The sequence below is a fragment of the Cyanobium sp. ATX 6A2 genome (genome assembly GCF_024346355.1).
GTDB lineage: Bacteria > Cyanobacteriota > Cyanobacteriia > PCC-6307 > Cyanobiaceae > NIES-981.
Map to the genome: position 1 here is coordinate 20,872 of NZ_JAGQCU010000001.1, position 24,732 is coordinate 45,603.

A 24,732-nucleotide genomic window follows, 5' to 3' on the forward strand; every position below is an offset into this window, starting at 1 on the left:
GGCTTCAAGGTTCGTAAGCTCAGGCCCTCACCGCCCGTTCGAGCGCATGTTCACGCAGGTCCGCTCCGCCAACCGTCGTGTCAGCCCTGCCGGCGACCACAACGGAGCGGTGATGAAGGCCGTGTACGTGGTGCTCGAGCCCCAGTACCAGAACGCCCTCACCCTGGCGGCCACCTCCCTCAACGACCAGAACGGCCCCCTGGCGATCGAGCTGAGCGGCTATCTGATCGAGGAGCTGCGCGATCCGGAGAACTACGCCCAGTTCTGCGCCGACGTGGCGGCGGCCGATGTGTTCATCGCCTCGCTGATCTTCATCGAGGACCTGGCCCAGAAGGTGGTGGAGGCTGTGGCCCCCCACCGCGATCATCTCAGGGCGGTGGTGGTGTTCCCCTCCATGCCGGAGGTGATGCGCCTGAACAAGCTCGGCAGCTTCTCGATGGCCCAGCTGGGCCAGAGCAAGAGCGCGATCGCCAGCTTCATGAAAAAGCGCAAGGAGGCCGGTGGCGCCGGGTTCCAGGACGCCATGCTCAAGCTGCTCAACACCCTGCCCACGGTGTTGAAGTATCTGCCGGTGGAGAAGGCTCAGGATGCCCGCTCCTTCATGCTCAGCTTCCAGTACTGGCTGGGCGGCACGCCGGACAACCTCAGGAATTTCCTGTTGATGCTGGCCGATAAATACGTGTTCCCCCGCGGCGGCGACAACGAGGGTTCCGACCGGCCCGAGCTGCAGGTAGCCGAGCCGGTGGTGTTCCCCGACCTGGGCATCTGGCATCCCATGGCCCCGGGGATGTTCGAAGACCTCAAGGAATATCTGAACTGGAGCTCCAGCCGCACCGACCTCAGCGACAAGGCCCGCAAGGGGCCGGTGATCGGCCTGGTGCTGCAGCGCAGCCACATCGTCACCGGCGATGAGGCCCACTACGTGGCCGTGATCCAGGAGATGGAATATCGCGGCGCCACCGTGATCCCGGTGTTCTGCGGTGGGCTCGACTTCACCAAGCCGGTGAACGCCTTCTTCTACGACCCCCTCAACCCCGAAACCCCGCTGGTGGACGGGGTGGTGAGCCTCACCGGCTTCGCCCTGGTGGGCGGACCGGCCCGCCAGGACCATCCCCGGGCGATCGAGGTGCTCAAGAAGCTCAACCGTCCTTACATGGTGGCCCTGCCGCTGGTGTTCCAGACCACCCAGGAATGGGAGGAGAGCGACCTGGGGCTGCACCCGGTGCAGGTGGCCCTGCAGATCGCCATCCCCGAACTCGACGGCGCCATCGAGCCGATCGTGCTCTCCGGCCGCGACGACGCCACCGGCAAGGCCCACACCCTGCAGGACCGCGTCGAGGCGATCGCCGAGCGCTCGATCCGCTGGGCTTCGCTGCGCATCAAGCCGCGCACCCACAAGAAGCTGGCGATCACCGTGTTCAGCTTCCCGCCCGACAAGGGCAACGTGGGCACCGCCGCCTATCTGGATGTGTTCGGCTCGATCTTCCGGGTGCTGGAGGAGATGATGGCCAAGGGCTACGACGTGCAGAACATGCCGCGCACGCCCAAGGCGCTGATGGAGGCGGTGCTGAAGGATCCCGAGGTGATTGAGGGGTCTCCGGAGCTGGCGATCGCCCACCGCATGAGCGTGGCGGAGTATGAGCGGCTCACCCCCTATTCCGAGCGGCTGGAAGAGAACTGGGGCAAGCCTCCCGGCAATCTCAACAGCGACGGCACCAACCTGCTGATCTACGGGTGCCACTTCGGCAATGTGTTTGTGGGCGTGCAGCCCACCTTTGGCTATGAGGGCGACCCGATGCGGCTGCTCTATTCCCGCAGTGCCAGCCCCCACCACGGCTTCGCCGCTTACTACACCTACCTGGAAAAGGTATGGGGCGCTGATGCGGTGCTGCACTTCGGCACCCACGGCTCGCTGGAGTTCATGCCCGGCAAGCAGATGGGCATGAGCGACACCTGCTACCCCGATTCCCTGATCGGCGCCCTGCCCAACCTCTACTACTACGCCGCCAACAACCCCAGCGAGGCCACGATCGCCAAGCGCCGCGGTTACGCCGAAACGATCTCCTACCTCACGCCGCCTGCTGAAAATGCCGGCCTCTACAAGGGCCTCAAGGAGCTGGGCGAGCTGGTGGGCAGCTATCAGCAGCTGCGCGAGAGCAGCCGGGGCGTGCAGATCGTGAACGCCGTGGTGGAGACGGCCCGCCAGTGCAACCTCGACAAGGACGTGGCCCTGCCGGAGCTGGATGCCTCGGAACTCGATCTCGACGCCCGCGATGGGGTGATCGGCGCGGTGTACCGGCAGCTGATGGAGATCGAAAGCCGGCTGCTGCCCTGTGGCCTGCACACGATCGGCAAGCCCCCCACCGCCGAGGAGGCGATCGCCACCCTGGTGAACATCGCCGCTCTCGAGCGTGAGGAGGAGGGCATCCGCTCGTTGCCAGGCCTGCTGGCCGAGAGCCTGGGCCGCTCGATTGCCGAGGTGTACAGGGGCAACGACGAGGGCGTGCTCGCCGATGTGGAGCTCAACCGCCGCATCACCGAAACCAGCCGTGCGGCGGTGGGGGCGATGGTGCGCTCGGTGACCGGCAGCGACGGCCGGGTGACCCTGCGCCGCAACTTCGGCTGGCTGTTTGATCTGCTCACACGCTTCGGCTTCAAGCTGCCCAGCCCCTGGCTGCGGGCCTGCTGCGGCGCCGGCTTTGTGAGCGTGGATTCCAGCGAGCTCGACAAGCTGTTCGCCTACCTGCAATTCTGCCTCGAGCAGATCTGCGCCGATCAGGAGATGGAGAGCCTGCTCAAGGCACTCGACGGCGAATATGTGCTGCCGGGCCCCGGCGGCGACCCGATCCGCAACCCGGGTGTGCTGCCCAGCGGCAAGAACATCCACGCCCTCGATCCCCAGGCCATCCCCACCCGCGCCGCCATTGCCGCAGCCAAGGGCGTGGTGGACAAACTGATCGAGCGCCAGAAGGCGGAGCAGGGCACCTGGCCGGAAACGATCGCCTGTGTGCTCTGGGGCACCGACAACATCAAAACCTACGGCGAATCCCTGGCCCAGATCCTCTGGTTCATCGGCGTCAAGCCCGTGCCCGATTCCCTCGGCCGGGTGAACAAGCTGGAGTTGCTCTCCCTGGAGGAGCTGGGCCGGCCGCGCATCGATGTGGTGGTGAACTGCAGCGGCGTGTTCCGCGACCTGTTCATCAACCAGATGGGCCTGATCGACCAGGGCGTGAAGATGGCCGCCGAGGCCGATGAGCCTCTGGAGATGAATTTTGTGCGCAAACATGCCCAGGAGCAGGCCGCCAAGGAGGGTATCTCCCTGCGCGATGCCGCCACCCGGGTGTTCTCCAATGCCAGCGGCAGCTATTCTTCGAATGTGAACCTGGCGGTTGAGAACAGCACCTGGGAGGAGGAGGGCGAACTGCAGGAGATGTATCTCTCCCGCAAAACCTTCGCCTTCAACGCCGACAACCCCGGTGAGATGAACCAGAACCGCGAAGTATTCGAGGCGGCCATGAAAACTGCCGATGTCACCTTCCAGAATCTGGATTCAGCAGAAATCTCGCTTACCGATGTAAGCCACTACTTCGACTCCGACCCCACAAAGCTCATCAAAGGCTTGCGTGACGATGGCAAGGCGCCCACCAGTTACATCGCCGATACCACTACCGCCAATGCTCAGGTGCGATCGTTGAGCGAAACCATCCGCCTCGACTCACGCACCAAGCTGCTCAACCCCAAGTGGTATGAGGGCATGCTCGATTCCGGCTACGAGGGGGTGCGGGAGGTGGCCAAGCGGCTCAACTTCACCCTGGGCTGGAGTGCCACCAGCGGCGCCGTGGACAACTTCGTGTATGAGGAAGCCAACGACACCTTCATCAACGATCCCGAGATGCGCCAGCGGCTGATGGACCTCAACCCCCACAGCTTCCGCCGCATCGTGGGCACCCTGCTGGAGGTGAACGGCCGCGGCTACTGGGACACCAGCGATGAGAACATCGCCCAGCTCCAGGAGCTGTATCAGGAGATCGAAGACAAGATCGAGGGGGTCGGTTAACGCTGCAGGGCTGCAACAGGATTGCGGACCTGCCCATCGACCTCAACCTGGCCCTCGCCGCTGTTCGTTCAGCGATGTCCAGGAGTGGTGGCTAGGAGCCTGTCGCGCATAGATCAGCACCCCGTCTCTCCACAGACGCCCTGAGATCTGCCAAGATCCCAGTGACAGCAATGGATCTTGGCGATAAACTGGGGCATGCAGAAGCCCAAGTCCTTCCGCCCCTGGCAGCCGGAGCAGACCACCCTGCTGCCGCCGTCACCTCGTGAGTGGCTCTCAGAAGACCACCAGGTGTATTTCCTGCTGGATCTGGTGGATGAGCTGGATCTCTCCGAGATCCTGATCCCCGCTCAAGCCAAGGATCCCCGCGGCGAGAAGGGCTTTGACCCGCGGATGATGACGATGCTCTTGCTCTACGCCTACTGCGTGGGCACGGTGTCATCCCGCAAGATCGAGCGGGCCTGCTACGAGGACCTGGCCTTCCGGGTGCTGACCGGGAATCAGCAGCCCGACCACAGCCGCATCAGTGAATTCCGGCGCCGCAATCTCGATGCCCTCAAAGATCTGTTTGTTCAGATCCTGCGGCTGTGCCAGAAGGCGGGCATGGTGAGCCTGGGTCATGTCGCCCTGGATGGCACCAAGGTGCAGGCCAACGCCTCCAAGCGCAAAGCCATGAGCCACGAGCGGATGCTCAGGGCCGAGAAGGAGCTGGCGAAGGAGATCAACGCCTTGATGCGCAAGGCCGAGATCCTCGATGCCCAGGAGGATCGCCGCTATGGCAAAGGCAAGCTGGGCAGCGAGTTGCCGGATGAGCTGAGGAGACGGCAGGACCGCCTGGCCAGGATTCGTCAGGCCCGCAAGGAGATGGAAGCGGAGACCGCAGCAGCAGCTGCACGTCAGCGGCAGGAGCACGCTGAGGAAGCCCAGGCCGAGGCGGCTTCCGCGCGTGGTGCCGATGCACCGGCTGATGAGCAGACCGAGCTGACCAGAAAGGCGGAGGCGGCAGCAGCCAAAGCCAAGGCGACACGGGAGAAGGCGAACGAAGCTGCCGAGGATGCAGGCCTGCAACCACCGGATCTGGAGCCCCTGGCCTGTGACGCGATGCCCAGGCGTGGACTGGCCAGGAAGGCTGATGGCACCCCGACGGCCAAGACCCAGCGCAATTTCACGGATCCCGACAGCCACCTCATGCAGTCAGGTGGGTCGTACCTGCAGGGCTACAACTGCCAGCTGGCGGTGGACAGCGACCATCAGGTGATCGTGGCGGTGGGCGTGAGCAACCAACCGCCGGATGTCGAGCACCTCGAACCCATGCTGGAGCGCATCGTTGCAAGCGCCGGAGCACTGCCGGATGTGATGACGATGGATGCGGGCTACTGGAGCGATGACCACTCAGGACACTGCGAGGGGCTCGGCATTGACGCCTACATCGCCACCGGGCGGCTACAGCACGGGCAGCCGCCACCAGCGAAACGCGGACCGCTGCCCAGAGATGCCGATACCAAGACCCGCATGGCCCGCAAACTCAGAAGCAAGAAAGGATCAAGGATCTACGCCCAACGCAAGGCGATCGTGGAGCCGGTGAATGGCCAGATCAAGGAAGGCCGGGGTCTGCGGCGCTTCCTGCTGCGGGGCCTGGAGAAGGTGAACGGCGAGTGGCACCTGATCGCCGCCACCCACAACCTGCTGAAGCTATTCAGACACAGGCGATCACAGCAGCAGGCGCTGCTGGCGGCGTCGGGATGAGGGCAGTAGCCCTGGCCGGAGGTGCCAGGGCTGACTGAACTCCACACCGACTGGGCCCACAAGGCAGAAGAACAGAGCTGCGGTTGTTCAGCTCGGGTGAAAATTCGCCGAGATCCAGTGGGCTGGTGCCCTATCGGCAACAAACTCCTAGCCCACCGCCGCCGCCATCCGTGCCACCTGAGCGATCGGGCCCACGTCGTGCACCCGCAGCACCGCGGCGCCGCGGGCCACCGCCAGGGCGCACACGGCGGCGGTGCCCCACAGGCGCGCCCTCGGGCGGGGCTCCTGGAGCACCGCGCCGATGAAGCGCTTGCGCGAGGGGCCCACCAGCAGCGGATAGGCCACCGGAGTCCGGCCTGGACCGTGGCCGCTCAGTTCCGGCAACCGCCGCAGCAGCTCCAGGTTCTGCTCGGTGGTCTTGGCGAAGCCCAGGCCCGGATCCCACACGATCTGCCCGGGCGCCACCCCGGCCGCCAGGGCTTGGGCAGTGGCCGCCTGCAGCTCCCGCCGCACCTCGACCACCACATCGCCATACACCGCCAGATCGTCCATGGAATGGCTGTCGCCGCGGCTGTGCATGAGCACATAGGGGCAACCGCGGGCCGCGATCAGGGGCAGCATCGCCGGATCACGCAAGCTGCAGCCGCGCACATCGTTGATCCAGTCGGCACCGGCTGCCAGAGCCGCCTCGGCCACCGCGCCATGGAAGGTGTCCACCGAGAGGGTGATCGCCGGCTGGGCGGCGCGGATCGCCTCCAGGGGCGGCAACAGCCGCTCCAGCTCCCGCTGGGGTCCCACCACCTCGGCACCGGGCCGGGTGCTCTGGCCGCCGAGATCGAGCACCTCCGCCCCCTGGCTCACCATCCGGGCCGCCACCCGCACGGCCTGCTCCATGCCGGCGATGCGGCCCCCATCGCTGAAGGAATCGGGGGTGAGGTTGATCACCCCCATCACCAGCGGACGGTGACCCCAGCGAAAGCCGGGATCACTCCGCAGCGGCCCGTTCACACCCGCGCCGGCACCTGGTAGTTGGCGATGCGGGCAAAGCCCTCGGCATCCAGCGAAGCGCCGCCCACCAGCACGCCGTCGATGTCGCTCTGGGCCATCAGGTCGTCGATCGTGGCCGGATTCACCGAGCCGCCGTACTGCACGATCACATCCCCATGGCCCACCCAGCCCCGGATCAGCGCGCAGACGCGGTTGGCCTCCTGGGCCGGACAGGTCTTGCCGGTGCCGATGGCCCAGATCGGCTCGTAGGCCACGATCAGCTGGCCGGGATCCACATCCTCCAGCCCCTGCTCGATCTGGCGGTGAATCACCCGCTCGGTTTCTCCCGCCTCGCGCTGATCGAGGCTCTCGCCCACGCACAGGATCGGGATCAGGCCATGGCGCTGGGCGGTGCGGGCGCGCAGGTTGATCTGTTCGTCGCTCTCACAGAAATACTTGCGCGGCTCGCTGTGGCCCACGATGGTGTGGCTGACGCCGTGCTCCGCCAGCATCGTCGCTGAGATCATGCCGGTGTAGGCGCCCTTCTCATCCCAGTGCACGTTCTGGGCGGCAATGGCCACACCGGTGCCGGCCAGGTGGCGACTGAGGGTGGGAATGGCGGTGAACGGCGGCGCGATCACCACCTCGCGATCATCTGGAAGCTCGGCGATCAGCGGCCGGAAGGTGGCGGCAAAGGCCCGCGTCTCGGCGCAGGTCATGTGCATCTTCCAGTTGCCTGCAATGACGGACTTACGCACCATGAGCTTGCTGATCTCCAGGGCCAAACGCTAATGGGCCGCCGGCCAGCCGCCCGCCAGGCCGCCAAACACCAGTTCGCGGCCATCGAGGAGCACCGCATCGCCCCGGACCAGCTGACGACCGCGACGCAGCTCAATGGTTCCGTTCACCCGCACATCGCCACGCTGGATGCGCAGCTTGGCTTCACCGCCGGTGGCCACAAGGCCGTGGAACTTGAGGAACTGATCGAGCTTCACCGGGAGTTGAACCCCACGACCCTTAGCGTGCCGCGATGCTCGCACCCTCACAGGCGGCAGGCCGCGACAGCCTGCGGGACAGCGTGCGCAGGCTGTGGCCCCTGATGCGGCCCCACCGGCGCCGGCTCACCGCCGGTGGGGTGTGCATCGTGATCTACGTGCTCTGCTGGCCCCTGCTGGCGGCCCTCGCCGGCCGGCTGATCCCTGCCATCGGCGCCGGCGATCTGGCCACCACCCTGCAGGCGGTGCTGCTGGCCCTGCTGGTGTTCCTGGTGCAGAAAGCGGCTCAGTTCGGCCAGGACACCCTGCTGGCCGGGCCGGCACTGGGCGTGAGCCGAACCCTCCGCCAGCAGCTGTTCGCCCGCCTGCAACGGCTGGAGTTCGCCTCCCTCGACAAGCTCTCGGCCGGCGATCTCACCTACCGCCTCACCGAGGATGCCGACCGGGTGGGTGAGGTGATCTACAAGACGATCCAGGACACCACCCCCAGCGCCCTGCAGCTGCTGGCGGTGCTGGGCTACATGCTCTGGCTCGACTGGCCCCTGGCCCTGGCCACCCTGCTGCTGGCGCCGCTGGTGGCGCTGCTGGTGAGCGCCTTCGGGGCGCGGGTGATGACAGCGGCCGAGCAGAGCCAACGCCAGGTGAGCGAGCTGGCCGGACTGCTGGCCGAGGCCATCGCCGGCCTTCCCCTGGTGCGGGCCTATGCCGCCGAGGCCTGGCTGCAGCGGCGCTTCGACGCCGAGGTGGAACAGCACCGCCGGGCCCGCTACCGAACCCTGCGGCTGCTGGCGCTGCAGCATCCGGTGGTGGGCTTTCTGGAGGCCGGCGGCATCCTCACCGTGCTGCTGATCGGCGCCTGGCGGATTCAGACCGGCCAGCTCGATGCCCAGGGCTTCAGCAGCTATGTGGCGGCGTTGCTGATGCTGATCGATCCCATCGCCCACCTCACCACGAACTTCAACGAACTGCAGCAGGGCCAGGCCTCTCTGCAGCGCCTGCGGGCGATCGAGCGCGAGCCGGTGGAACCGCCCGACCATCCAGGCGCCAGCGACCTCGGTGCGGTGCGTGGCGAGCTGGTGCTGGAGGCGATCGCCTTCGGCTACGACCCTGGCCAGCCGGTGCTGAACGGGCTCGATCTGCGGGTGGAGCCAGGCCAGGTGGTGGCCCTGGTGGGGCCATCGGGGGCGGGCAAGAGCACGCTGTTCTCCCTGCTGCTGCGCTTCAACGTGGCCCAGCGCGGCCGCGTGCTGCTCGATGGCCGCGACCTGGCCGACCTGCGCGCCGCCGAGCTGCGCCGCGCCGTGGCCCTGGTGCCCCAGCAGAGCCAGGTGTTCTCGGGCACGGTGGCCGAGGCGATCGCCTTCGGCCGGCCCGCCACGCCCGAACAGATCCAGCGGGCGGCGCGGCTGGCCAACGCCGACGGTTTCATCGAGGCCCTGCCGAGCGGCTATGGCAGCCGGGTGGAGGAGCGGGGCCGCAACTTCTCCGGCGGCCAGCTGCAGCGTCTGGCCATCGCCCGGGCGGTGCTGGGCGATCCGGCCCTGCTGCTGCTCGATGAAGCCACCAGCGCCCTCGATGCCGAGGCCGAGGATGCGGTGCAGCGGGGCCTGAGCCAGGCCATGGCCGGCCGCACCGTGCTGGTGATCGCCCACCGCCTGGCCACGGTGCAGCAGGCCGAGCGCATCGTGGTGCTCGCCGGCGGTCGCATTGTGGAGCAGGGCAGCCACAATCAGCTGATGGCCCACGGCGGGCGCTACCGCGACCTCTGCCGGCGCCAGTTCATTCAGCTTGAGTCTTGATCCCGCAGGGGGACACCGCAGCCATGGCCTGGGAATACCGGGTGATCCACATCGATGTGAGCAGCGGCTCACCGCCGGAGCCACCGTCGCCGGAGGCCGACAGCCGGCGCCTGGACGGCGCCCTCAGCCCGGAATTCCTGGAGCGGGAATTTCCCCAGCAGTACCGCGGCGCCAACGCGCGACCCCGCCACCCGGCCGAGCAGCTGCAGTTCTTCCTCAACGCCCTCGGGCGGGAAAACTGGGAGCTGGTAGAGGCCCCCCAGCTGGGGCGGCTCTTGATGTTCGTGTTCAAGCGGCCCGCCCTCGATCTGCCCCAGCTGCCGCCCGGAGGTGGTGAGCGGGGATCCGTATCCTGAGCGGGCCCTGCCGATTCCCGCCATGGACGTCAACGCCCAGCAGCCACCCGTGCTCACCTTCGAGGGCAAGCGCTACGACCTCAACTCCCTGCCCGATGAGGTGAAGGAGCTGGTGCGGGGCATGCAGGTGGCCGACGCCCAGCTGCGCATGCACGAGGACACCCTCAAGGTGCTGGCGGTGGGCCGGCAGTCGATGGCGATGCAGCTCAACGAGAAGCTCCAGCAGATTGCTTCCCTGCCCTGAAGTTGTACTGGCGGGTCAGCCGGAACACGGTGCCCGAGAGCAGCAGCACGCCCACCAGGTTGGGGATCGCCATCAGGCCGTTGAGGATGTCGGCAATGGTCCAGATCACGCCGCCGCTCACCACGGCACCGATCACCACCACCACCACCCACAGCAGGCGGAAGGGGGTGATGGCCGCGGTGCCCGCCAGGAACTCCAGGCAGCGCTCGCTGTAGTAGCCCCAGCCCAGGATCGTGGTGGCGGTGAAGGTCACGGTGGCGAAGGTCACCAGCCAGCCGGAACCGGGCAGTTCGGCGTTGAAGGCGCTGATCGTCAGGTCCACGCCGGTGCTCTCGCCGCCGTAGAGGCCGCTGAGCACGATCACCAACGCGGTCATCGTGCAGATCACGATCGTGTCGATGAAGGTGCCGATCATGGCCACACTGCCCTGAAGCACGGGGTCACCGGGGCGGGCCGCCGCCTGGGCGATCGGAGCCGTGCCCAGGCCCGACTCATTGGAGAACACCCCGCGGGCGATGCCCTGGCGGATCACCATCCCCAGGGTGCCGCCCACGGCGGCCTGGCCACTGAAGGCATTGCCGAAGATCACGCCGAAGGCGGCGGGGATTTCCGGCAGGTGAAGCGCCAGGATGATCAGGGCCCCGCCCACGTAGATCGCCGCCATCACCGGCACCACCACCTCAGACACCTTGCCAATGCGCTCGATGCCACCGATCAGCACGGCGAAGGCGATCGCCCCCATCACCAGGCCCGTGAGCAGTTCGGGCACCCCCAGGGAGGTGCGCAGCGCCAGGGCCAGCTGGTTGGCCTGCACGCCGTTGCCGATGCCGAAGCCGGCCAGGGTGCCGAAGATGGCGAACAGGGTGCCCAGCCAGGCCCAGCGCGGACCAAGGCCATTGCGGATGAAGTACATCGGACCGCCCACATGCTCACCAAGGGAATCCACCTCCCGGTAGTGCACCGCCAGCAGCGATTCGGCGTACTTGGTGGCCAGCCCCACAATGGCGATCAGCCACATCCAGAACACAGCCCCCGGACCGCCCACGGCGATGGCGCTGGCCACCCCGGCCACGTTGCCGGTGCCGATGGTGGCGGCCAGGGCGGTGGCCAGGCTCTCGAAGGCGGTCACATCGCCCTCGCCCTTGCTGGAGCGAATCGAAGCGATGGCCTGGCGCATCCCGTAGCCCAGCTTGCGCAGGGGCATGAAGCGCAGCCCCACCATCAGGTAGAGGCCCGTGAGGCTGATCAACCAGAGGGTGAGCGGACCCCACACCACACCATTGATCCGGTCGAGGAGCTCCAAGGCAGGCCGTCGTGATTGGCGCCGATGGTGCCATGGCAGCGGCGCCCCAGCCAGTCTCAGCCCAGGGGCTCGAGCGCCTCGAAGCGGAACAGCTGGCGGCTGGCGGGGGTATCGCCACAGGCCTCGGTGTCCACCACCCGCTCGGCCAGCACCCAGGGGCCACCGCCCACCAGGGGCACGAAGGTGTCGGTGAAGCGGCTCATCCCGCCCCGCGGTGCGCCGCTGGCGGGGTCGGTGTAGCGGCTGGTGTAGCTGTGGCTGAGATAACCAGCGCCGGTGTGGGTGACGCTCTCGGTGAAGATCGTCACCACCGTGCCGTGGATGTGTCGGTGCACCATCGTCACCACGTCGTCCTTGATGCGATAGCGGTCACCGGCGTTTTTCCCACCCACGATCACCTCGCTGCCCACGGCGTCGGTGTCACCGGCGGCGAAGGTGTTCTCACCGTGGGTCTGCTCGAAGCCACGGCGCACGCGGTGGATCGCCACCTCCCAGAGCTGGGAAGCAAGCGCCTTGTGCACCTCGGCATCGTCGATCCCCTCCACCTGGGCCTTGAGATCGGCACCCACCTGGAAGCGACCCTCCAGGCGGCGGACCGGCTGGCCGGCGTCAGCGGCCTGCTCCCACACGCAGCGGCCGCGGTAGCCGCCGAAGCCGGGGTCCCAGGTGTAGCGGTTCTCGTAGGCGGAGCGAAAGGCATCGCGGCAGTCGCTGCCGGGGGCCAGAGGTGCCTGGGATGCGGTGGTGGAAGCCGCTCCGGTGGGGGTTGAGCTGAGGGCGGTGGTGCTGGTTGCAGCGGTGCTGGTGGCGGTCAAGGGCGGTCGGGGAAAGGGATCCAAACCCTAACCAGCACCGCCGGGATGGATGTCCTGCAGGGCATGCACCGGCAGCAGGCCGTTGCTCTGCAGCGCGGTGATCGCCTCCACCGCGGCGCGGGCGCCGGCCAGGGTGGTCACCGTGGGCACGGCGTAGTCGAGGGCGGCGCGGCGCAGGTAGCGATCGTCGTGGGCGGCCTGCCGGCCGATGGGGGTGTTGATGATCAGCTGGATGCGGCCGGAGCGGATCGCGTCCTCAATGTTGGGCCGGCCCTCATGCACCTTGAGGATCGACTCCACGCTGAGGCCCTCGGCCTGCAACAGGGCGGCCGTGCCGCTGGTGGCGATCAGAGAGAAGCCCTGCTCGGCCAGGCGCCGGGCCACCGGCACCAGGGCCTGCTTGTCGCGGTCATGGGTGGAGAGAAACACGGTGCCGGATGCGGGCAGGGCCTCGTTGGCCGCCAGCTCCGCCTTGGCGAAGGCCATGCCGAAGCCGGCGGCGATGCCCATCACCTCACCGGTGCTGCGCATCTCCGGCCCCAGGAGCGTGTCTGAACCGGGAAAGCGCTTGAACGGCAGCACCGCCTCCTTCACCGTCTGCAGCGGTGGCCGGGGCTCGGCCGTCAGGCCCAGCTCCGCCAGGCTGCGGCCGGCCATCACCAGGCTGGCCAGCTTGGCCAGGGGCACGCCGGTGGCCTTGGCCACGAACGGCACCGTGCGCGAGGCGCGGGGGTTGGCCTCGATGATGAACACGCGCTCCTGGCCGTCGGCACCCCGCTGCACGGCGAACTGCAGGTTGATCAGGCCGCGCACCTCCAGGGCCAGGGCCAGGTCCTTGCTCCACTGGCGGATCGTGGCCAAAGCCGCCTCCCCCAGGCTAACGCTGGGCAGGCAGCAGGCCGAGTCGCCCGAGTGAATGCCCGCCGGCTCGATGTGCTCCATCAGCCCGCCGATCACCACCGTGCCGGTGGCATCGCAGAGAGCATCCACGTCCACCTCGGTGGCGTTCTCCAGGTACTGATCGATCAGCACCGGGTGGTCGGGCTCCACGTTCACCGCCTCGGCCATGTAGCGGTTGAGCTCCGCCTCGCCATACACCACCTCCATGGCACGCCCCCCCAGCACGTAGCTGGGCCGCACCACCACGGGGTAGCCGATCCGCTCGGCCACCGCCAGGGCCTCCGCCTCGCTGCGGGCCAGACCGTTGCGGGGCTGGCGGATCTCCAGGCGTCGCAGGATCGCCTCGAACTGCTCCCGATCCTCGGCGGTGTCAATGGATTCTGGCGACGTGCCCCAGATGCGCGTGCCGGTGGCCTTGCCCTCGGGGGAATCCAGCCAGTTCAGCAGCGGGATCGCCAGCTTCAGGGGCGTCTGGCCGCCGAACTGCACGATCACCCCCTCGGGCTGCTCGGCCTCGATCACGTTGAGCACGTCCTCGAGGGTGAGCGGCTCGAAGTAGAGCCGGTCGCTGGTGTCGTAGTCGGTCGACACCGTTTCCGGATTGCTGTTCACCATCACCGTGGCGAAGCCGGCCTCACGCAGGGAAAACGACGCGTGGCAGCAGCAGTAGTCGAATTCGATGCCCTGGCCGATGCGGTTGGGCCCGCCGCCCAGGATCATCACCTTGCGCCGGCCCTCGGGCTGCACCTCGTCCTCCGGCGGCACCAGCTCCAGCTCCCCAGCGGCGTTGAGGCGCTCCAGCGGCCGCTCATAGGTGGAGTAGTGATAGGGCGTCTGGGAGGCGAACTCAGCAGCGCAGGTGTCCACGGTCTTGAAGACCGCCCGCACCCCCAGGCCCTGGCGGTGGCGGCGCACGCTGAGTTCATCGCTCCCGGTGGCCCAGGCGATCTGGCGATCGGAGAAGCCCAGTTGCTTGAGCGCCAGCAGGGCCGCGGCATCGAGATCGGCCAGCCCCCTGCCCCGCAGCAACCGCTGTTCGGCGTGGAGGATGCGCCGCAGCTTGGCCAGGAACCAGGGATCGATGGCACTCAGAGCATGGATCTCGGCGTCGGAGCGGCCAGCCACCATCGCCTCGCGCACGGCGAAGATGCGTTCCGGGGTGGCGGTGCGCAGGGCCCGGTCCAGGTCGCCTGCGGGGATGGCGCCATCGGGGCGATCACAGCCCCAGCCGGCATGGCCGGTTTCCAGCGAGCGCATGGCCTTCTGGAACGACTCCTCGAAGCAGCGGCCGATTGCCATCGCCTCGCCCACCGACTTCATCGAGGTGGTGAGCAGGGGCGGGCTGCCCTTGAACTTCTCGAAGGCGAAGCGCGGGATCTTGGTGACCACATAGTCGATCGTGGGCTCGAAACAGGCCGGTGTGGCGCCGGTGATGTCGTTGACGATCTCGTCGAGTGTGTAGCCCACCGCCAGGCGGGCGGCGATCTTGGCGATCGGGAAGCCGGTGGCCTTGCTGGCCAGGGCCGAGCTACGGCTGACGCGCGGGTTCATCTCGATCACGATCGCGTCGCCGTTGGCGGGGTTGATCGCGAACTGGATGTTGCTGCCACCAGTGTCCACGCCGATCTCGCGGATGATGGCGATCGCCTGATCGCGCAGGCGCTGATACTCCCGGTCGGTGAGGGTCTGGGCCGGCGCCACGGTGATCGAGTCGCCCGTATGCACCCCCATCGGATCGAGGTTCTCGATCGAGCACACGATCACCACATTGTCGGCGCTGTCGCGCATCACCTCCAGCTCAAACTCCTTCCAGCCCAGCAGCGACTGCTCGATCAGGATCTGGCTCACCGGGCTGGCCTCCAGGCCGCTCTTGCAGATCGCCTCGAATTCCTCCGGGTTGTAGGCGATGCCACCGCCACTGCCGCCCAGGGTGAAAGCGGGGCGGATGATCCGCGGATAGCCGCCGATGCTCTCCCCCACCGCCTCGGCCTCGGCCATGGTGTTGGCGATGCCCGAGGGACACACGGCCACGCCGATGCGCTCCATCGCTTCCTTGAACAGCAGCCGGTCCTCGGCCTTCTGGATCGCCGCCAGGTTGGCGCCGATCAGTTCCACCCCGTGCTTGTCGAGCGTGCCGTTCTCCGCCAGGGTCACCGCCAGGTTGAGGGCCGTCTGGCCGCCCATGGTCGGCAGCAGGGCGTCGGGCTGCTCGATCTCGATCACCCGCGTCACCACCTCGGGGGTGAGCGGCTCGATGTAGGTGCGATCCGCCATGTCCGGATCGGTCATGATCGAGGCCGGGTTGCTGTTCACCAGCACCACCTCGAACCCCTCGGCCCGCAGTGCCTTGCAGGCCTGAGTGCCGGAATAGTCGAACTCGCAGGCCTGGCCGATCACGATCGGCCCCGAGCCCAGCAGCAGGATGCGACGCAGGTCCGTGCGGCGGGGCATGGGTTGAACCGGCCAAACGCGGCCAGCCTTGCACGATCCACCGCCCGCGGCGGTGACGATCGACCCGGGGACCCCGATCCGTATCGCTAACCTGGGTCCCATTGTTCCCACGCGTCCATGAGCGAACTCCAGCGCCTCAAGGGGCTGCTGCCGCCGGAAATGCAGAGCTGGGTGTTCGTGGAAGCCGCGGCCTCGATCGATCCACCCCTGGTTGCGATCGAAGAGATCGGGCGGGATGAGATCGAGATCCAGGTGGACCTGGAGAAATGGGATGCCCTGGCACTCGACCACCGCAACCTGCTGTTCTGGCATGAGGTGGGCCGCATCCAGAACGACGCCGTGCCCCGCGATGGCTGGGAGATGGCTGCCCTGGCCATCGGCCTGGGCGGTGCCATCGGCGAGCTCTGGGTTCAGGACGGCCTGCTGCTGCTGATGGCCCTGGGGCTTTCGGGCTTCGCCGGTTACCGCCTCTACCTCAAGAACAACACCGAGAAGCGCCTGGCCGATGCCATCGCTGCCGACGAGCGGGCGATCGATCTGGCCTGTCGTTTCGGCTACACCCTCCCCAACGCCTACAAGAGCCTGGGCGGTGCCCTCAAGGAACTGGCCGAGCAGACCCGCAAAAAAAAGAAGCGCACCTTCTACGACGACCGCCTCGAAGCCCTGCGCAAGAGTGCCAGCCGGGCCCGGGCCGAAATGGCCCAGCAGCAGGGATCACGCGAGTCGGTCACCAGCGAGAACGTGTATGGCTGACCTCATCCCAGCAAGCCCAGCCAGCCAGGGCGATCCGGCCAGCGAAGCCCTGGCCCGGCTGGCGGCCGAGGCCTGCGACGACCGCAAGGCCGTGGACATCCGCCTGATCCGGGTGGATGAGGTGACCACCCTGGCCGACTGGTTCCTGATCTGCAGCGGCCTCTCCGATGTGCAGGTGCGGGCCATCGCCCGCTCGGTGGAGGACAGGCTGGAGGCCGAGATCGGCAGGCTGCCGCTGCGCCGCGAGGGCCAGGCGGAAGGCCGCTGGGTGCTGCTCGACTACGGCGAGCTGATCGTGCATGTGCTCATGCCAAAGGAGCGCGAGTACTACGACCTGGAGTCGTTCTGGGGCCACGGCCAGCAGGTGCGCTACCTGGGCTCCGCCCCGGCCCCCAGCAGCTGAGCCATGGGCGACGCCCCAGGCGCCACCGGCGATTTTCCCGGTCCTCCCACCGTGTCCTGTCCCGTGCCGCCCGCCCAGCGCCCCCTGGAGCAGTATCAGGAGCTGCGCGATTCCTGGTTCTTCGCCTGGCCCCGCGAGTGCCTCGGTGGCCTGCTCCGGCCCCTGGCCCTGAGCTGGCTGTTGATCCTGCCCATCACGATGCTGGTGAGCAGCGGCAGCTGGGTACTGCGCCACCATCCGCTGCAGTTGCTGCTGGCCGGAGCGATGGCAGCCATCGCCCTGCCCATGCTGCTGCTGCTGCGCCAGTGGCTGGGATGGCGCAGCATCCACCAGCGCCTGATGAGCGAGCGGGTGGAATACGAGGAATCCGGCTGGTACGACGGCCAGGTGTGGGAAAAACCCCTGAGCTGGCGCCAGCAGGATCTGCTGGTGGCCCGCCACCAGGTGCGGCCGGTGCTCAACCGTCTGCGCCAGGCGGTGAGCGGTTGCATCGCCCTGGTGCTGCTGGCCAGCATCGCTCTGCTGGCGGCGGGGCTCTGGCAGGCTCAGTGAACGTCGGACCCAGGCCCTGCCCATGAGCCTCTCCTCCAGCTTCGGTGCCGCCACCCGCACCGACATCCCGCCCCTGGAGGTACGGCTGCTGCGCGAGGGCATCGCCGAATCGCACCATCGCGTGCACGCGGCGGTGAGCGACGCCCGCGGTCGGGTGCTGATGCGGGCCGGCGACCCGCAACGGCTGACCTTCGTGCGCTCGGCCCTCAAACCCTTCCAGGCCTCGGTGTTCGTGGCCAGTGGCAGTGCCGATCAGGGGCAGGTGGGCGAGCGCGGGCTGGCGATCGCCTGTGCTTCCCACGCCGGCACGCCGGAGCACGCGCGCGAGGCCTTCAAGCTGCTCTGGAGCGCTGAACTGGACGCCGCCCAGCTCCTGTGTCCGGTGCCCGAGGGCCGCAGCAGCCCGCTGGAGCACAACTGCTCGGGCAAGCACGCGGCCTTCCTGGCCACCTGTCGGCGGATGGGCTGGAGCACCGAGAGCTACATGCACGCCGATCACCCCCTGCAGCAGGAGGTGCTCAAGCGGGTGGCCGAACTCCTGGCCCTGCCGGCAGCTGAGCTGGTGACAGCCCGTGACGACTGCGGCGTTCCCACCCTGCGCCTGCGCCTGGCGCAGATGGCCCTGCTGTTCGCCCACCTGGGCGCCGGCGAGCAGGCCCACCTGGAGCGCCTGAACCGCGCCATGCTTGCCCACCCCCACCTGGTGGCCGGCGAAGGACGCTTCGACACCGAACTGATGCGCCGCGGCCACGGCCAGGTGATCAGCAAGGGCGGCGCCGAGGGCATCCAGTGCCTCACCCGGGTGGGTGAGGGGCTGGGGCTGGCGATCAAGGTGGAGGACGGATCCGCCCGGGCCAAGCACGCGGTGGCCCTGCAGCTGCTGGAGCAGCTCGACTGGCTCACCCCGATGACCATTGAGGAGCTGCGCCAGCGCTTTCTCAACCCGGCCCCCCACCTGCGCCTGGAGGTGCTCGGCGAGCTGCGCTTCGACTGACCCGCCGGGGGGCGATCGGTAGCGGGGGACACCGCGCTGGTATGATTACCCCACCAGCGCGGGGTAGAGCAGCCTGGTAGCTCGTCGGGCTCATAACCCGAAGGTCGCGAGTTCAAATCTCGCCCCCGCCACCAATTGCGTCCAACCCCGGCAGTCACCTTGCCGGGGTTTTTTGCTGCCAGCGTTTTGCTGGGGTTTTTGCTGCAATCTGCGGAGCGATCGCTGAACGGGCCCGGGTCCGCTGCTAAGCGTCGTGCAGATCGAGTGCTGCATGACCGAGCTGCAACAGGCCCTGTTGATCTTCGCGATCGGTGCCTTGGTCACCCTGGCCACGGTGATCATGATCGCCCGGGGCCATGCCCGCTGGCACGGCCGCGATCCCTACGACGACCCCAACCGAGCCGCTGGCCATGACTGACGCTCCGCTGCTCGACGCCGGCATCGCCTGGTTCCTGCTGGTGGCCTTCTCGGTGCTCTGGATCGCCCTGGGGGTGTGGTGGGGCAAGCGCGGCAAGGGCGATGCCGACGACTACCTGCTGGCCGGCCGCAACATCGGCCTGGCCCTGAGCACGGCCACCCTGATGGCCAGCTGGGTCACCGGCAACACCACCCTGGCGGCACCGGAGGTGGGTTACACCCTGGGCCTCTGGGGCATGCTCGGCTACGCCCTGGCGGGCCTGGGGCTGTTCCTGTTCGCGCCGCTGGCGATCCGCATCAAGCGGCTGATGCCCACGGCCCGCACCAGCGGCGACTTCGTGCGCCTCCGCTATGGCCGGGTGTGCTGGGCGGTGTTTCTGCTGATCACCATGGCCTACACCCTCGGCTTCCTGATCACCCAGGGGATGGGGGCAGGCCTGCTGCTGCAGGCCCTCTCCGGTTTCGACTACCGGCTGGGCATGGTCAGCGTGATCGGTGTCTCCACCACCTACACCCTGTTCGGCGGCATGCGCGGCGTGGTGGGCACCGACTTCATCCAGTCGCTGCTGATCATGGCCCTGCTGGTGCTGGTGGCGGTGCTGGGCTACGGGCGCATCAGCGTGGATGAGGTCTACGGGGCCCTGGCGGCCGAGCACCCGTCGCGGCTCAACATGCTGTTGCCGGCTGGCCTGCTGTTCGCCTGGAACACCGGCCTGTTCAGCATGGGTGAGGTGTTCCACAACAACATCTGGTGGAGCCGGGTGTTCGCCAGCCGGCCCTCGGTGGTGTTCCGCTCCTTCATTCTCGGTGGCCTGGCCTGGACCACCGTGCCGATCGTGACCGGCGCCATCGCCCTGATGGCCCTGGCCACGAACCTGGAGGTGCCCCAGGTGAACATGGTGTTTCCGCTGATCACCGCCCAGCTGCTGGGCAGCGGCGGCGCGATCGTGGTGTTCATCATCATCTTCGCTTCGCTCACCTCCACCCTCGATTCGCTGCTCGCCGCCAGCGCCGACCTGATCGCCGAGGACGTGGTGGCCCACTGGCTGCGGCCCGGCATCAGCGATGCCCAGATCCGACAGGCGGCGCGGCTGGTGGTGGTGGGCCTGGGGCTGCTCACGATGCTGCTCTCCTGGCAGTACTTCACCTCGATGTACCAGCTGCTGCTGTTCACCGGCGCCCTGGTGGCCTCCACGATCTGGCCGATCGCCATGGGGCTCTACTGGCCCCAGGCCAACCGCCAGGCGGCCACCGCCGCCATGGTGCTGGGCTCGATCACCGGTCTGCTGGCCTATGGGCTGGTGGCTCCCTACTGCGCCGCCCTGGTGTCAGCGGCGGTGTCGGCCGGGGTGATGGGGCTCGGCAGCCACTGGAACCCGGAGCGGTTCGAGTGGCGCCTGCTGGCCGATCGCTGACCCCCAGCCCGGCACTGCCCCCCGGCCCGGCTCCATCTGCCCGCTCTCCCTGCGCACCCCCGCCATGCCCCTGCTGATCACCGCGCTGATCACCGCCAACCGACCAGCCTTCGCCACAACTGCCCCAACCACCCAGTGGCTGCTGCCCGCCAGCCTGTTTCGGCTGCTGGTGGTGGGCAGCATCATCGGGCTGGTGGTGGCCACCCTGGTGATCGTGCTGATCTGGCTGAAGGAATTGCGGCAGGGGCAGGTGTGGTGACGCCGGCCAGCCAATTCGGTAGCGATTGCCACCGAGTCAGCCGGCTACAGCTGCTGACTCGGTGAATAAAAGCAAGATCTTTCCGGCGGCTTGATGGCTGGCACCTACAGAGGGTTGTGGTGGAGGCGCCCACACCCTGAGCTGCCCACGAGCTGCCCACCATGCGCCGCCGTCAGCCGCCGCCAGCCGCCGCCAGAGGCCACGTCACTGCCCATGCCGTTCAGCCCGCAAACCTGTCAGCCCAGAATCCGCTTCACCCGCCTGGGGCCGGATGTCTACGGCAATGCCCATCCCCAGGCCCTGCTGCGCTCCATCCGGGAGGACAGCGACGCCCTGCGGGAGCTCACCGAGCAGCACGTGCTCTCCACCAGCCAGTACAGCGCCGTGACGCTGCTGCAGCTGTTTCGCCTGGCGGCCAAGTTCGAGAGCAACCCGAAGCGCTACACCCGCCACAACAGCCCCCTGCGGGGCAAGATCCTGATCAACGCCTTCTACGAGCCCAGCACCCGCACGCGCCTGTCCTTCGACAGCGCCTGGCACCGCCTCGGGGGCGACACGATCACGATCACCGACCGCAGCACCACCGGCATCGCCAAGGGGGAAACCCTGCGTGACGTGGCCGAGATGTTCAACAACTACGGCGACTGTGTGGTGCTGCGCGACACCCACGCCGAGGCCATCTACGAGATGACCCAGTCGCTGCGGATCCCGATCATCAATGCCGGCAACGGGATCGATGAGCATCCCACCCAGGCGATGGCGGATCTCTACACGATCTTCAAGTGGCGCCCCCAGCTCGTGGAGCGGGAGGTGCCCGCCGACCAGCGCATCCGCATCGGTGTGGTGGGCATTCCCAGCCGCATGCGCACGGTGCGCTCGCTGCTGCGCATCCTGGCCCAGTTCCCCACCATGGTGGAGGAGCTGGTGCTGTTCCACGATCCCGGCAGCGATCCGGGCGATGGCTACTTCGACCCGGGCCAGCGTGAGGAGCTGGAGGCGGCCGGACTGCGGGTGAGCACCAGCGACGACCTGCACGGCGCCGTGCCCGATCTCGATGTGATCTACATCAACGCCATCGCCTGGGTGGGCGACAGCTATGAGGTGCACGGCCGCAGCTTCCGGCTCACGGCCGATCTGCCCTACCGCAACGACGCCATCGTGCTCCACCCCCTGGCCCGTGGCCCCGAACTGGGCACCTGCCTGGATGAGACGGCCCACAACTGGTATTTCTCCCAGGCCCGGGGCGCGGTGTTCATCCGCATGGCCCTGCTCACCTGCATGGTGGAGCGCATTGACCAGGTGATGGACATCATCTGACCAGCAAACCCGACACGAATCCAGGCCTATGTGCGGCATCGGCGGAATCTTCCAACGCAACGGTGATCAGCCCATCGACGAGCAGTTGCTCGTGAACATGGCGGCGATCCAGGTGCATCGCGGCCCCGATGGCTTCGGCGTGCGCAGCCTCCCGGGGCAGGGGGTGGGCTTCTGCCATGCCCGGCTGTCGATCATCGACCTCGACGCCAACCGGGCCCGCCAGCCGTTCGTGTCGGAGGACGGGCAGGTGCTGATGGCCCACAACGGCGAGTTCTACGACTTCCAGCGCATCCGCGCCGACCTCAGCGCCCGCGGCGTGCGCTTCACCAGCAAGAGCGATTCGGAGATCCTGCTGCGCCTGTATCAGGAGCGGGGCCTGGAGGCCACCCTGCCACTGCTGCGCGGTGAATTCGCCTTCGCCCTGTTCGATCGAGCGCGGGACGAGCTGCTGCTGGTGCGCGACCGCTTCGGGGTCAAACCCCAGTACTGGACCCTCACCGATGAGGGCCTGGTGTTCGGCTCAGAGCTCAAGGTGCTGTTCGCCCACCCCGGCGTGAAGCGGCAGTTCAGCTCCGAGGGCCTGTTCCACCAACTGATGCAGGCGGTGGTGCCCGGCAGCACGGCGTTCGAGGAGGTGCACCAGCTGCTGCCGGGCCACGTGCTCACGGTGCGGCGCCGTGGTGGCGACTTCGAGATCAGCGACCGCCCCTACTGGGACGTGAACTTCCCCCGCCAGGGGGAACGGGACGGGGCCCTGAGCGAAACCCACCACATCGAGGCGGTGCGCGCCGCCCTGCTGGAGGCGGTGGAGGTGCGCATGGTGGCCGATGTACCGGTGGGCTGTTACCTCTCCGGCGGCATCGACTCCTGCTCAATCCTGGGATTGGCGGCGGCCGTGAGCCAGAACCCGGTGCGGGCCTTCACGATCGGCTTCGACGACGCCCGCTACGACGAGACCCCGATCGCCACGGAGATGGCCGAGGCCACCGGCGCCGAGCAGCTGGTGATGCGGCTCTCGGGCAACGAGCTCTACGGCCACCTGGAGGACACCATCTGGCACGCCGAGCGCAGCATCTACAACACCCTGGCGGTGGCCAAGTTTCTGATGAGCCGGGAGGTCAACCGCTCCCACTACAAGGTGGTGATGACGGGTGAGGGCTCCGACGAGCTGTTCGGCGGCTACCCGGCCTTCCGCCGCGACATGTTCCTGCACGGCCTCGATGATCTGCCGGCAGCCGAGCGCCAGGAGTGGGAGCAGCTGCTGCAGCAGGCCAACGCCCTGGTGCAGGGGGCGATGCTGGCCGAGGAGCAGGTGCACGATCCCGCCCTGGAGCAGGTGGTGGGCTTCACCCCCAGCTGCCTGCAGCCCTGGCTGGCCTGCGCACCGCTGGTGCCCGAGCTGTTGGCCCCCGAGCACCGAGAGGCCTGCGCTGGTTACGACCCCGGCGCCGCCATCGCCGCCACCCTCGATCCGGCCCAGCTGGAGGGACGCCACGCCCTCGACCGCGCCCAGTACGTGTGGATCAAGACGATGCTCGAAGGCCAGATCCTCACCTGGGGCGGCGACCGGGTCGACATGGCCCACGCCATGGAGGCCCGCCCGGCCTTCCTCGACCACCACCTGGCCGCCGTGGCCGTGCAGGTGCCGCCGGAGCTGCGCATCAAGGGCAAAACCGAGAAATACGTGCTGCGCGAAGCCATGCGCGGCCTGCTGCCGGAGGTGCTCTACAAGCGCGAGAAATTCGCCTTCATGGCCCCCCCGGCCCATGCCGACGCCCAGAAGCGGGCGGCGATGCAGACCCTGGCCGATCGCTATCTCAACACCGAGGCAATCGAGCGGGCCGGCCTGCTCGATGCGGCCGGTGTGCAGGCCCTGTTCGAGCGCCACGACCACCCCGACACAAGCGCCGCCCAGCGGGTGCAGCTCGATGCGGTGATCAACCACCTGATCTGCGTGCAGATCATGCACCGGCTGTTCGTGGCCGCCGACCTGCCGGCCCAGGCCCGGCAGCGGGCCGATGCCCTGGGCTGGCGCCTGCACCAGGAGGAGCAGGCCGAGCCCGCCTACGCCCGCATCGGCATGTCGCCTGCAGGTTGAGGAGCGCACGGCTGAGCCAGGCCCAGGGTGGTGGGCAGGCCGGCCCGGAAGCCGGTGTAGTAGTCGTGCTCGGTGTGGTCGAGGATCTCGCGGAGGGCCACCAGGGGCTCGGGGTGGTGATCCACCCGGAAGTCGCAGTGGGGGTAGCTCTCCCGGTGCATCACCAACAGCGCTGCCGACTGGCGGCCACGATGGTCACCACCGTGGGACTCGCCAGCCTCCAGGGCCAGCAGCAGCCGCTCCTCCAGGCTCAGCCCCTGGCGCTCGGCGGCCATGTAGGCCTCGGCCATCGCCAGCAGCACCAGGTCGGAGGCCAGGAAGTTGCCGGCCACGGCGAAACCGGGATAGCAGCGGTGGGCGGCGATGCCAGCGCAGTCAGGCCCGGTCCAGGCGGCGCTGCGGCCCTCGGCATCCACCAGCATGACCTGGCGGCCATCGCGGCCCGGATCGTCGTGCAGCAGCGAGGCAAGCACCTCCTCAGCCCCCTGCTCCCCCTCGCTCTGGCGCTGCAGTTGCTCGAGGCGATCGAGCCCCCAGGGCCCGAAATAAGGGTTGGTGTTGGCCTGGGTGGCCACAGCCCCCACCCCGGGGCGGGCATGGGGCACCAGGGAGCCCACGGCCAGATGCTTGGTGGCCACCCCAACGCCCGTCATGCCGCTCGCCGCATCCCAGGCCACGATCGAGAAGGTCATCGCGGTGTGCTCAGCGGGGCCTTCCGCCGTTCAAAGTTAATAGGGCCGATGATTGTCTAACGCCTGGACAGCTTCTGTCACCAAGCACACCATTGCTGGAACGGGCGGAAAACCGGCCACACCGCTGCGGCCATCGCTCCGCCTCCTCCACCCACCGCTCTTCGCTCTCCGCCCCCAACCCC

General features: G+C 68.0%; 21 protein-coding genes and 1 tRNA gene. 15 read left to right on the top strand and 7 right to left on the bottom strand.

The features are described from left to right. Positions 1 to 46 precede the first annotated feature (46 nt). Both KBY96_RS00155 and KBY96_RS00160 read left to right on the top strand, forming a co-directional pair. A complete protein-coding gene (locus tag KBY96_RS00155; protein ID WP_254977190.1) occupies positions 47 to 4,057 on the top strand; it encodes a magnesium chelatase subunit H in 4,011 nt (1,336 codons plus the stop codon). Positions 4,058 to 4,252: 195 nt separating this feature from the next. After that, positions 4,253 to 5,800, top strand: coding sequence for an IS1182 family transposase (locus KBY96_RS00160; RefSeq protein ID WP_254977191.1), 1,548 nt, complete (start codon positions 4,253 to 4,255; stop codon positions 5,798 to 5,800). A 147-nt stretch (positions 5,801 to 5,947) separates the two neighbouring features. Here KBY96_RS00160 and folP read toward each other — a convergent pair whose 3' ends face one another. The 3 genes from folP to KBY96_RS00175 are packed head-to-tail and all read right to left on the bottom strand — an operon-like array spanning position 5,948 to position 7,782. Further along, positions 5,948 to 6,751: a dihydropteroate synthase gene (folP, locus tag KBY96_RS00165; protein ID WP_254977618.1), complete on the bottom strand. Its 804-nt coding sequence runs from the start codon at positions 6,749 to 6,751 to the stop codon at positions 5,948 to 5,950. Positions 6,752 to 6,804: 53 nt separating this feature from the next. Continuing rightward, complete coding sequence (gene tpiA / locus KBY96_RS00170) at positions 6,805 to 7,545, bottom strand: triose-phosphate isomerase (RefSeq protein ID WP_254977619.1); 741 nt, start codon at positions 7,543 to 7,545, stop codon at positions 6,805 to 6,807. Between the two features lie 30 nt (positions 7,546 to 7,575). Continuing rightward, on the bottom strand, positions 7,576 to 7,782 hold the full coding sequence (locus tag KBY96_RS00175; protein ID WP_254977192.1) for an RNA-binding S4 domain-containing protein: 207 nt from the start codon (positions 7,780 to 7,782) through the stop codon (positions 7,576 to 7,578). Between the two features lie 35 nt (positions 7,783 to 7,817). Between KBY96_RS00175 and KBY96_RS00180 the strand changes: the two genes are divergently transcribed. Genes KBY96_RS00180 through KBY96_RS00190 form a run of 3 tightly spaced genes read left to right on the top strand, consistent with a single transcriptional unit; the run spans position 7,818 to position 10,181 of the window. After that, on the top strand, positions 7,818 to 9,581 hold the full coding sequence (locus KBY96_RS00180) for an ABC transporter ATP-binding protein (RefSeq protein ID WP_254977193.1): 1,764 nt from the start codon (positions 7,818 to 7,820) through the stop codon (positions 9,579 to 9,581). A gap of 23 nt (positions 9,582 to 9,604) precedes the next feature. Then, a complete protein-coding gene (locus tag KBY96_RS00185) occupies positions 9,605 to 9,937 on the top strand; it encodes a hypothetical protein (RefSeq protein ID WP_254977194.1) in 333 nt (110 codons plus the stop codon). Positions 9,938 to 9,959: 22 nt separating this feature from the next. After that, entirely contained in the window at positions 9,960 to 10,181 is a 222-nt protein-coding gene (locus KBY96_RS00190) for a DUF6447 family protein (protein WP_254977620.1), read from the top strand. Here the strand turns inward: KBY96_RS00190 and KBY96_RS00195 are convergent. The 3 genes from KBY96_RS00195 to carB all read right to left on the bottom strand — a co-directional run bounded on the left by KBY96_RS00195 (position 10,144) and on the right by carB (position 15,650). Further along, on the bottom strand, positions 10,144 to 11,484 hold the full coding sequence (locus KBY96_RS00195; RefSeq protein ID WP_254977195.1) for a sodium:alanine symporter family protein: 1,341 nt from the start codon (positions 11,482 to 11,484) through the stop codon (positions 10,144 to 10,146). The two genes, KBY96_RS00190 and KBY96_RS00195, sit on opposite strands and share 38 nt — an antisense overlap. Positions 11,485 to 11,540: 56 nt before the next feature. Next, a complete protein-coding gene (locus KBY96_RS00200; RefSeq protein ID WP_254977621.1) occupies positions 11,541 to 12,209 on the bottom strand; it encodes a DUF3386 domain-containing protein in 669 nt (222 codons plus the stop codon). 117 nt (positions 12,210 to 12,326) lie between these two features. Continuing rightward, positions 12,327 to 15,650 carry a carbamoyl-phosphate synthase large subunit gene (carB, locus tag KBY96_RS00205; RefSeq protein WP_254977196.1) on the bottom strand — a complete coding sequence of 1,108 codons (3,324 nt, stop codon included), beginning with the start codon at positions 15,648 to 15,650 and terminating at the stop codon, positions 12,327 to 12,329. A gap of 117 nt (positions 15,651 to 15,767) precedes the next feature. On the opposite strand from carB, the gene KBY96_RS00210 reads away from it, so the two are divergent. The 10 genes from KBY96_RS00210 to asnB all read left to right on the top strand — a co-directional run bounded on the left by KBY96_RS00210 (position 15,768) and on the right by asnB (position 23,858). Next, on the top strand, positions 15,768 to 16,403 hold the full coding sequence (locus KBY96_RS00210) for a DUF3318 domain-containing protein (RefSeq protein ID WP_254977197.1): 636 nt from the start codon (positions 15,768 to 15,770) through the stop codon (positions 16,401 to 16,403). Further along, entirely contained in the window at positions 16,396 to 16,806 is a 411-nt protein-coding gene (gene rsfS, locus KBY96_RS00215) for a ribosome silencing factor (RefSeq protein ID WP_254977198.1), read from the top strand. The genes KBY96_RS00210 and rsfS overlap by 8 nt, the downstream gene beginning before the upstream one ends. 3 nt (positions 16,807 to 16,809) lie before the next feature. After that, positions 16,810 to 17,358, top strand: a complete 549-nt coding sequence (locus tag KBY96_RS00220) for a CGLD27 family protein (RefSeq protein WP_254977199.1) — start codon at positions 16,810 to 16,812, stop codon at positions 17,356 to 17,358. Positions 17,359 to 17,380: 22 nt separating this feature from the next. After that, the gene (locus tag KBY96_RS00225; RefSeq protein WP_254977200.1) at positions 17,381 to 18,352 is read left to right on the top strand and encodes an asparaginase; all 972 of its coding nucleotides are present in this window, start codon (positions 17,381 to 17,383) and stop codon (positions 18,350 to 18,352) included. A 57-nt stretch (positions 18,353 to 18,409) separates the two neighbouring features. Further along, positions 18,410 to 18,486: transfer RNA gene (locus KBY96_RS00230), tRNA-Met, on the top strand. Positions 18,487 to 18,623: 137 nt separating this feature from the next. Then, positions 18,624 to 18,770, top strand: coding sequence for a hypothetical protein (locus KBY96_RS00235; RefSeq protein WP_254977201.1), 147 nt, complete (start codon positions 18,624 to 18,626; stop codon positions 18,768 to 18,770). Next, positions 18,763 to 20,184: a sodium:solute symporter family transporter gene (locus KBY96_RS00240; RefSeq protein ID WP_254977202.1), complete on the top strand. Its 1,422-nt coding sequence runs from the start codon at positions 18,763 to 18,765 to the stop codon at positions 20,182 to 20,184. The genes KBY96_RS00235 and KBY96_RS00240 overlap by 8 nt, the downstream gene beginning before the upstream one ends. Before the next feature lie 64 nt (positions 20,185 to 20,248). Beyond that, the gene (locus KBY96_RS00245; protein ID WP_254977203.1) at positions 20,249 to 20,443 is read left to right on the top strand and encodes a hypothetical protein; all 195 of its coding nucleotides are present in this window, start codon (positions 20,249 to 20,251) and stop codon (positions 20,441 to 20,443) included. Between the two features lie 213 nt (positions 20,444 to 20,656). Beyond that, positions 20,657 to 21,760, top strand: a complete 1,104-nt coding sequence (locus tag KBY96_RS00250; RefSeq protein WP_254977204.1) for an aspartate carbamoyltransferase — start codon at positions 20,657 to 20,659, stop codon at positions 21,758 to 21,760. 28 nt (positions 21,761 to 21,788) lie between these two features. Next, positions 21,789 to 23,858 carry an asparagine synthase (glutamine-hydrolyzing) gene (gene asnB / locus KBY96_RS00255; RefSeq protein WP_254977205.1) on the top strand — a complete coding sequence of 690 codons (2,070 nt, stop codon included), beginning with the start codon at positions 21,789 to 21,791 and terminating at the stop codon, positions 23,856 to 23,858. Here asnB and KBY96_RS00260 read toward each other — a convergent pair. Further along, the gene (locus tag KBY96_RS00260; protein WP_254977206.1) at positions 23,825 to 24,550 is read right to left on the bottom strand and encodes a DUF1028 domain-containing protein; all 726 of its coding nucleotides are present in this window, start codon (positions 24,548 to 24,550) and stop codon (positions 23,825 to 23,827) included. The two genes, asnB and KBY96_RS00260, sit on opposite strands and share 34 nt — an antisense overlap. Between the last annotated feature and the right edge of the window lie 182 nt (positions 24,551 to 24,732).

Coding starts and splice junctions, on each gene's coding strand:
- KBY96_RS00155 (WP_254977190.1), top strand. CDS start 47: ATGTTCACGCAGGTCCGCTCCGCCAACCGTCGTGTCAGCCCTGCCGGC.
- KBY96_RS00160 (WP_254977191.1), top strand. CDS start 4,253: ATGCAGAAGCCCAAGTCCTTCCGCCCCTGGCAGCCGGAGCAGACCACC.
- folP (WP_254977618.1), bottom strand. CDS start 6,751: ATGGGGGTGATCAACCTCACCCCCGATTCCTTCAGCGATGGGGGCCGC.
- KBY96_RS00180 (WP_254977193.1), top strand. CDS start 7,818: ATGCTCGCACCCTCACAGGCGGCAGGCCGCGACAGCCTGCGGGACAGC.
- KBY96_RS00185 (WP_254977194.1), top strand. CDS start 9,605: ATGGCCTGGGAATACCGGGTGATCCACATCGATGTGAGCAGCGGCTCA.
- KBY96_RS00190 (WP_254977620.1), top strand. CDS start 9,960: ATGGACGTCAACGCCCAGCAGCCACCCGTGCTCACCTTCGAGGGCAAG.
- carB (WP_254977196.1), bottom strand. CDS start 15,650: ATGCCCCGCCGCACGGACCTGCGTCGCATCCTGCTGCTGGGCTCGGGG.
- KBY96_RS00210 (WP_254977197.1), top strand. CDS start 15,768: ATGAGCGAACTCCAGCGCCTCAAGGGGCTGCTGCCGCCGGAAATGCAG.
- rsfS (WP_254977198.1), top strand. CDS start 16,396: ATGGCTGACCTCATCCCAGCAAGCCCAGCCAGCCAGGGCGATCCGGCC.
- KBY96_RS00220 (WP_254977199.1), top strand. CDS start 16,810: ATGGGCGACGCCCCAGGCGCCACCGGCGATTTTCCCGGTCCTCCCACC.
- KBY96_RS00225 (WP_254977200.1), top strand. CDS start 17,381: ATGAGCCTCTCCTCCAGCTTCGGTGCCGCCACCCGCACCGACATCCCG.
- KBY96_RS00235 (WP_254977201.1), top strand. CDS start 18,624: ATGACCGAGCTGCAACAGGCCCTGTTGATCTTCGCGATCGGTGCCTTG.
- KBY96_RS00240 (WP_254977202.1), top strand. CDS start 18,763: ATGACTGACGCTCCGCTGCTCGACGCCGGCATCGCCTGGTTCCTGCTG.
- KBY96_RS00245 (WP_254977203.1), top strand. CDS start 20,249: ATGCCCCTGCTGATCACCGCGCTGATCACCGCCAACCGACCAGCCTTC.
- KBY96_RS00250 (WP_254977204.1), top strand. CDS start 20,657: ATGCCGTTCAGCCCGCAAACCTGTCAGCCCAGAATCCGCTTCACCCGC.
- asnB (WP_254977205.1), top strand. CDS start 21,789: ATGTGCGGCATCGGCGGAATCTTCCAACGCAACGGTGATCAGCCCATC.
- KBY96_RS00260 (WP_254977206.1), bottom strand. CDS start 24,550: ATGACCTTCTCGATCGTGGCCTGGGATGCGGCGAGCGGCATGACGGGC.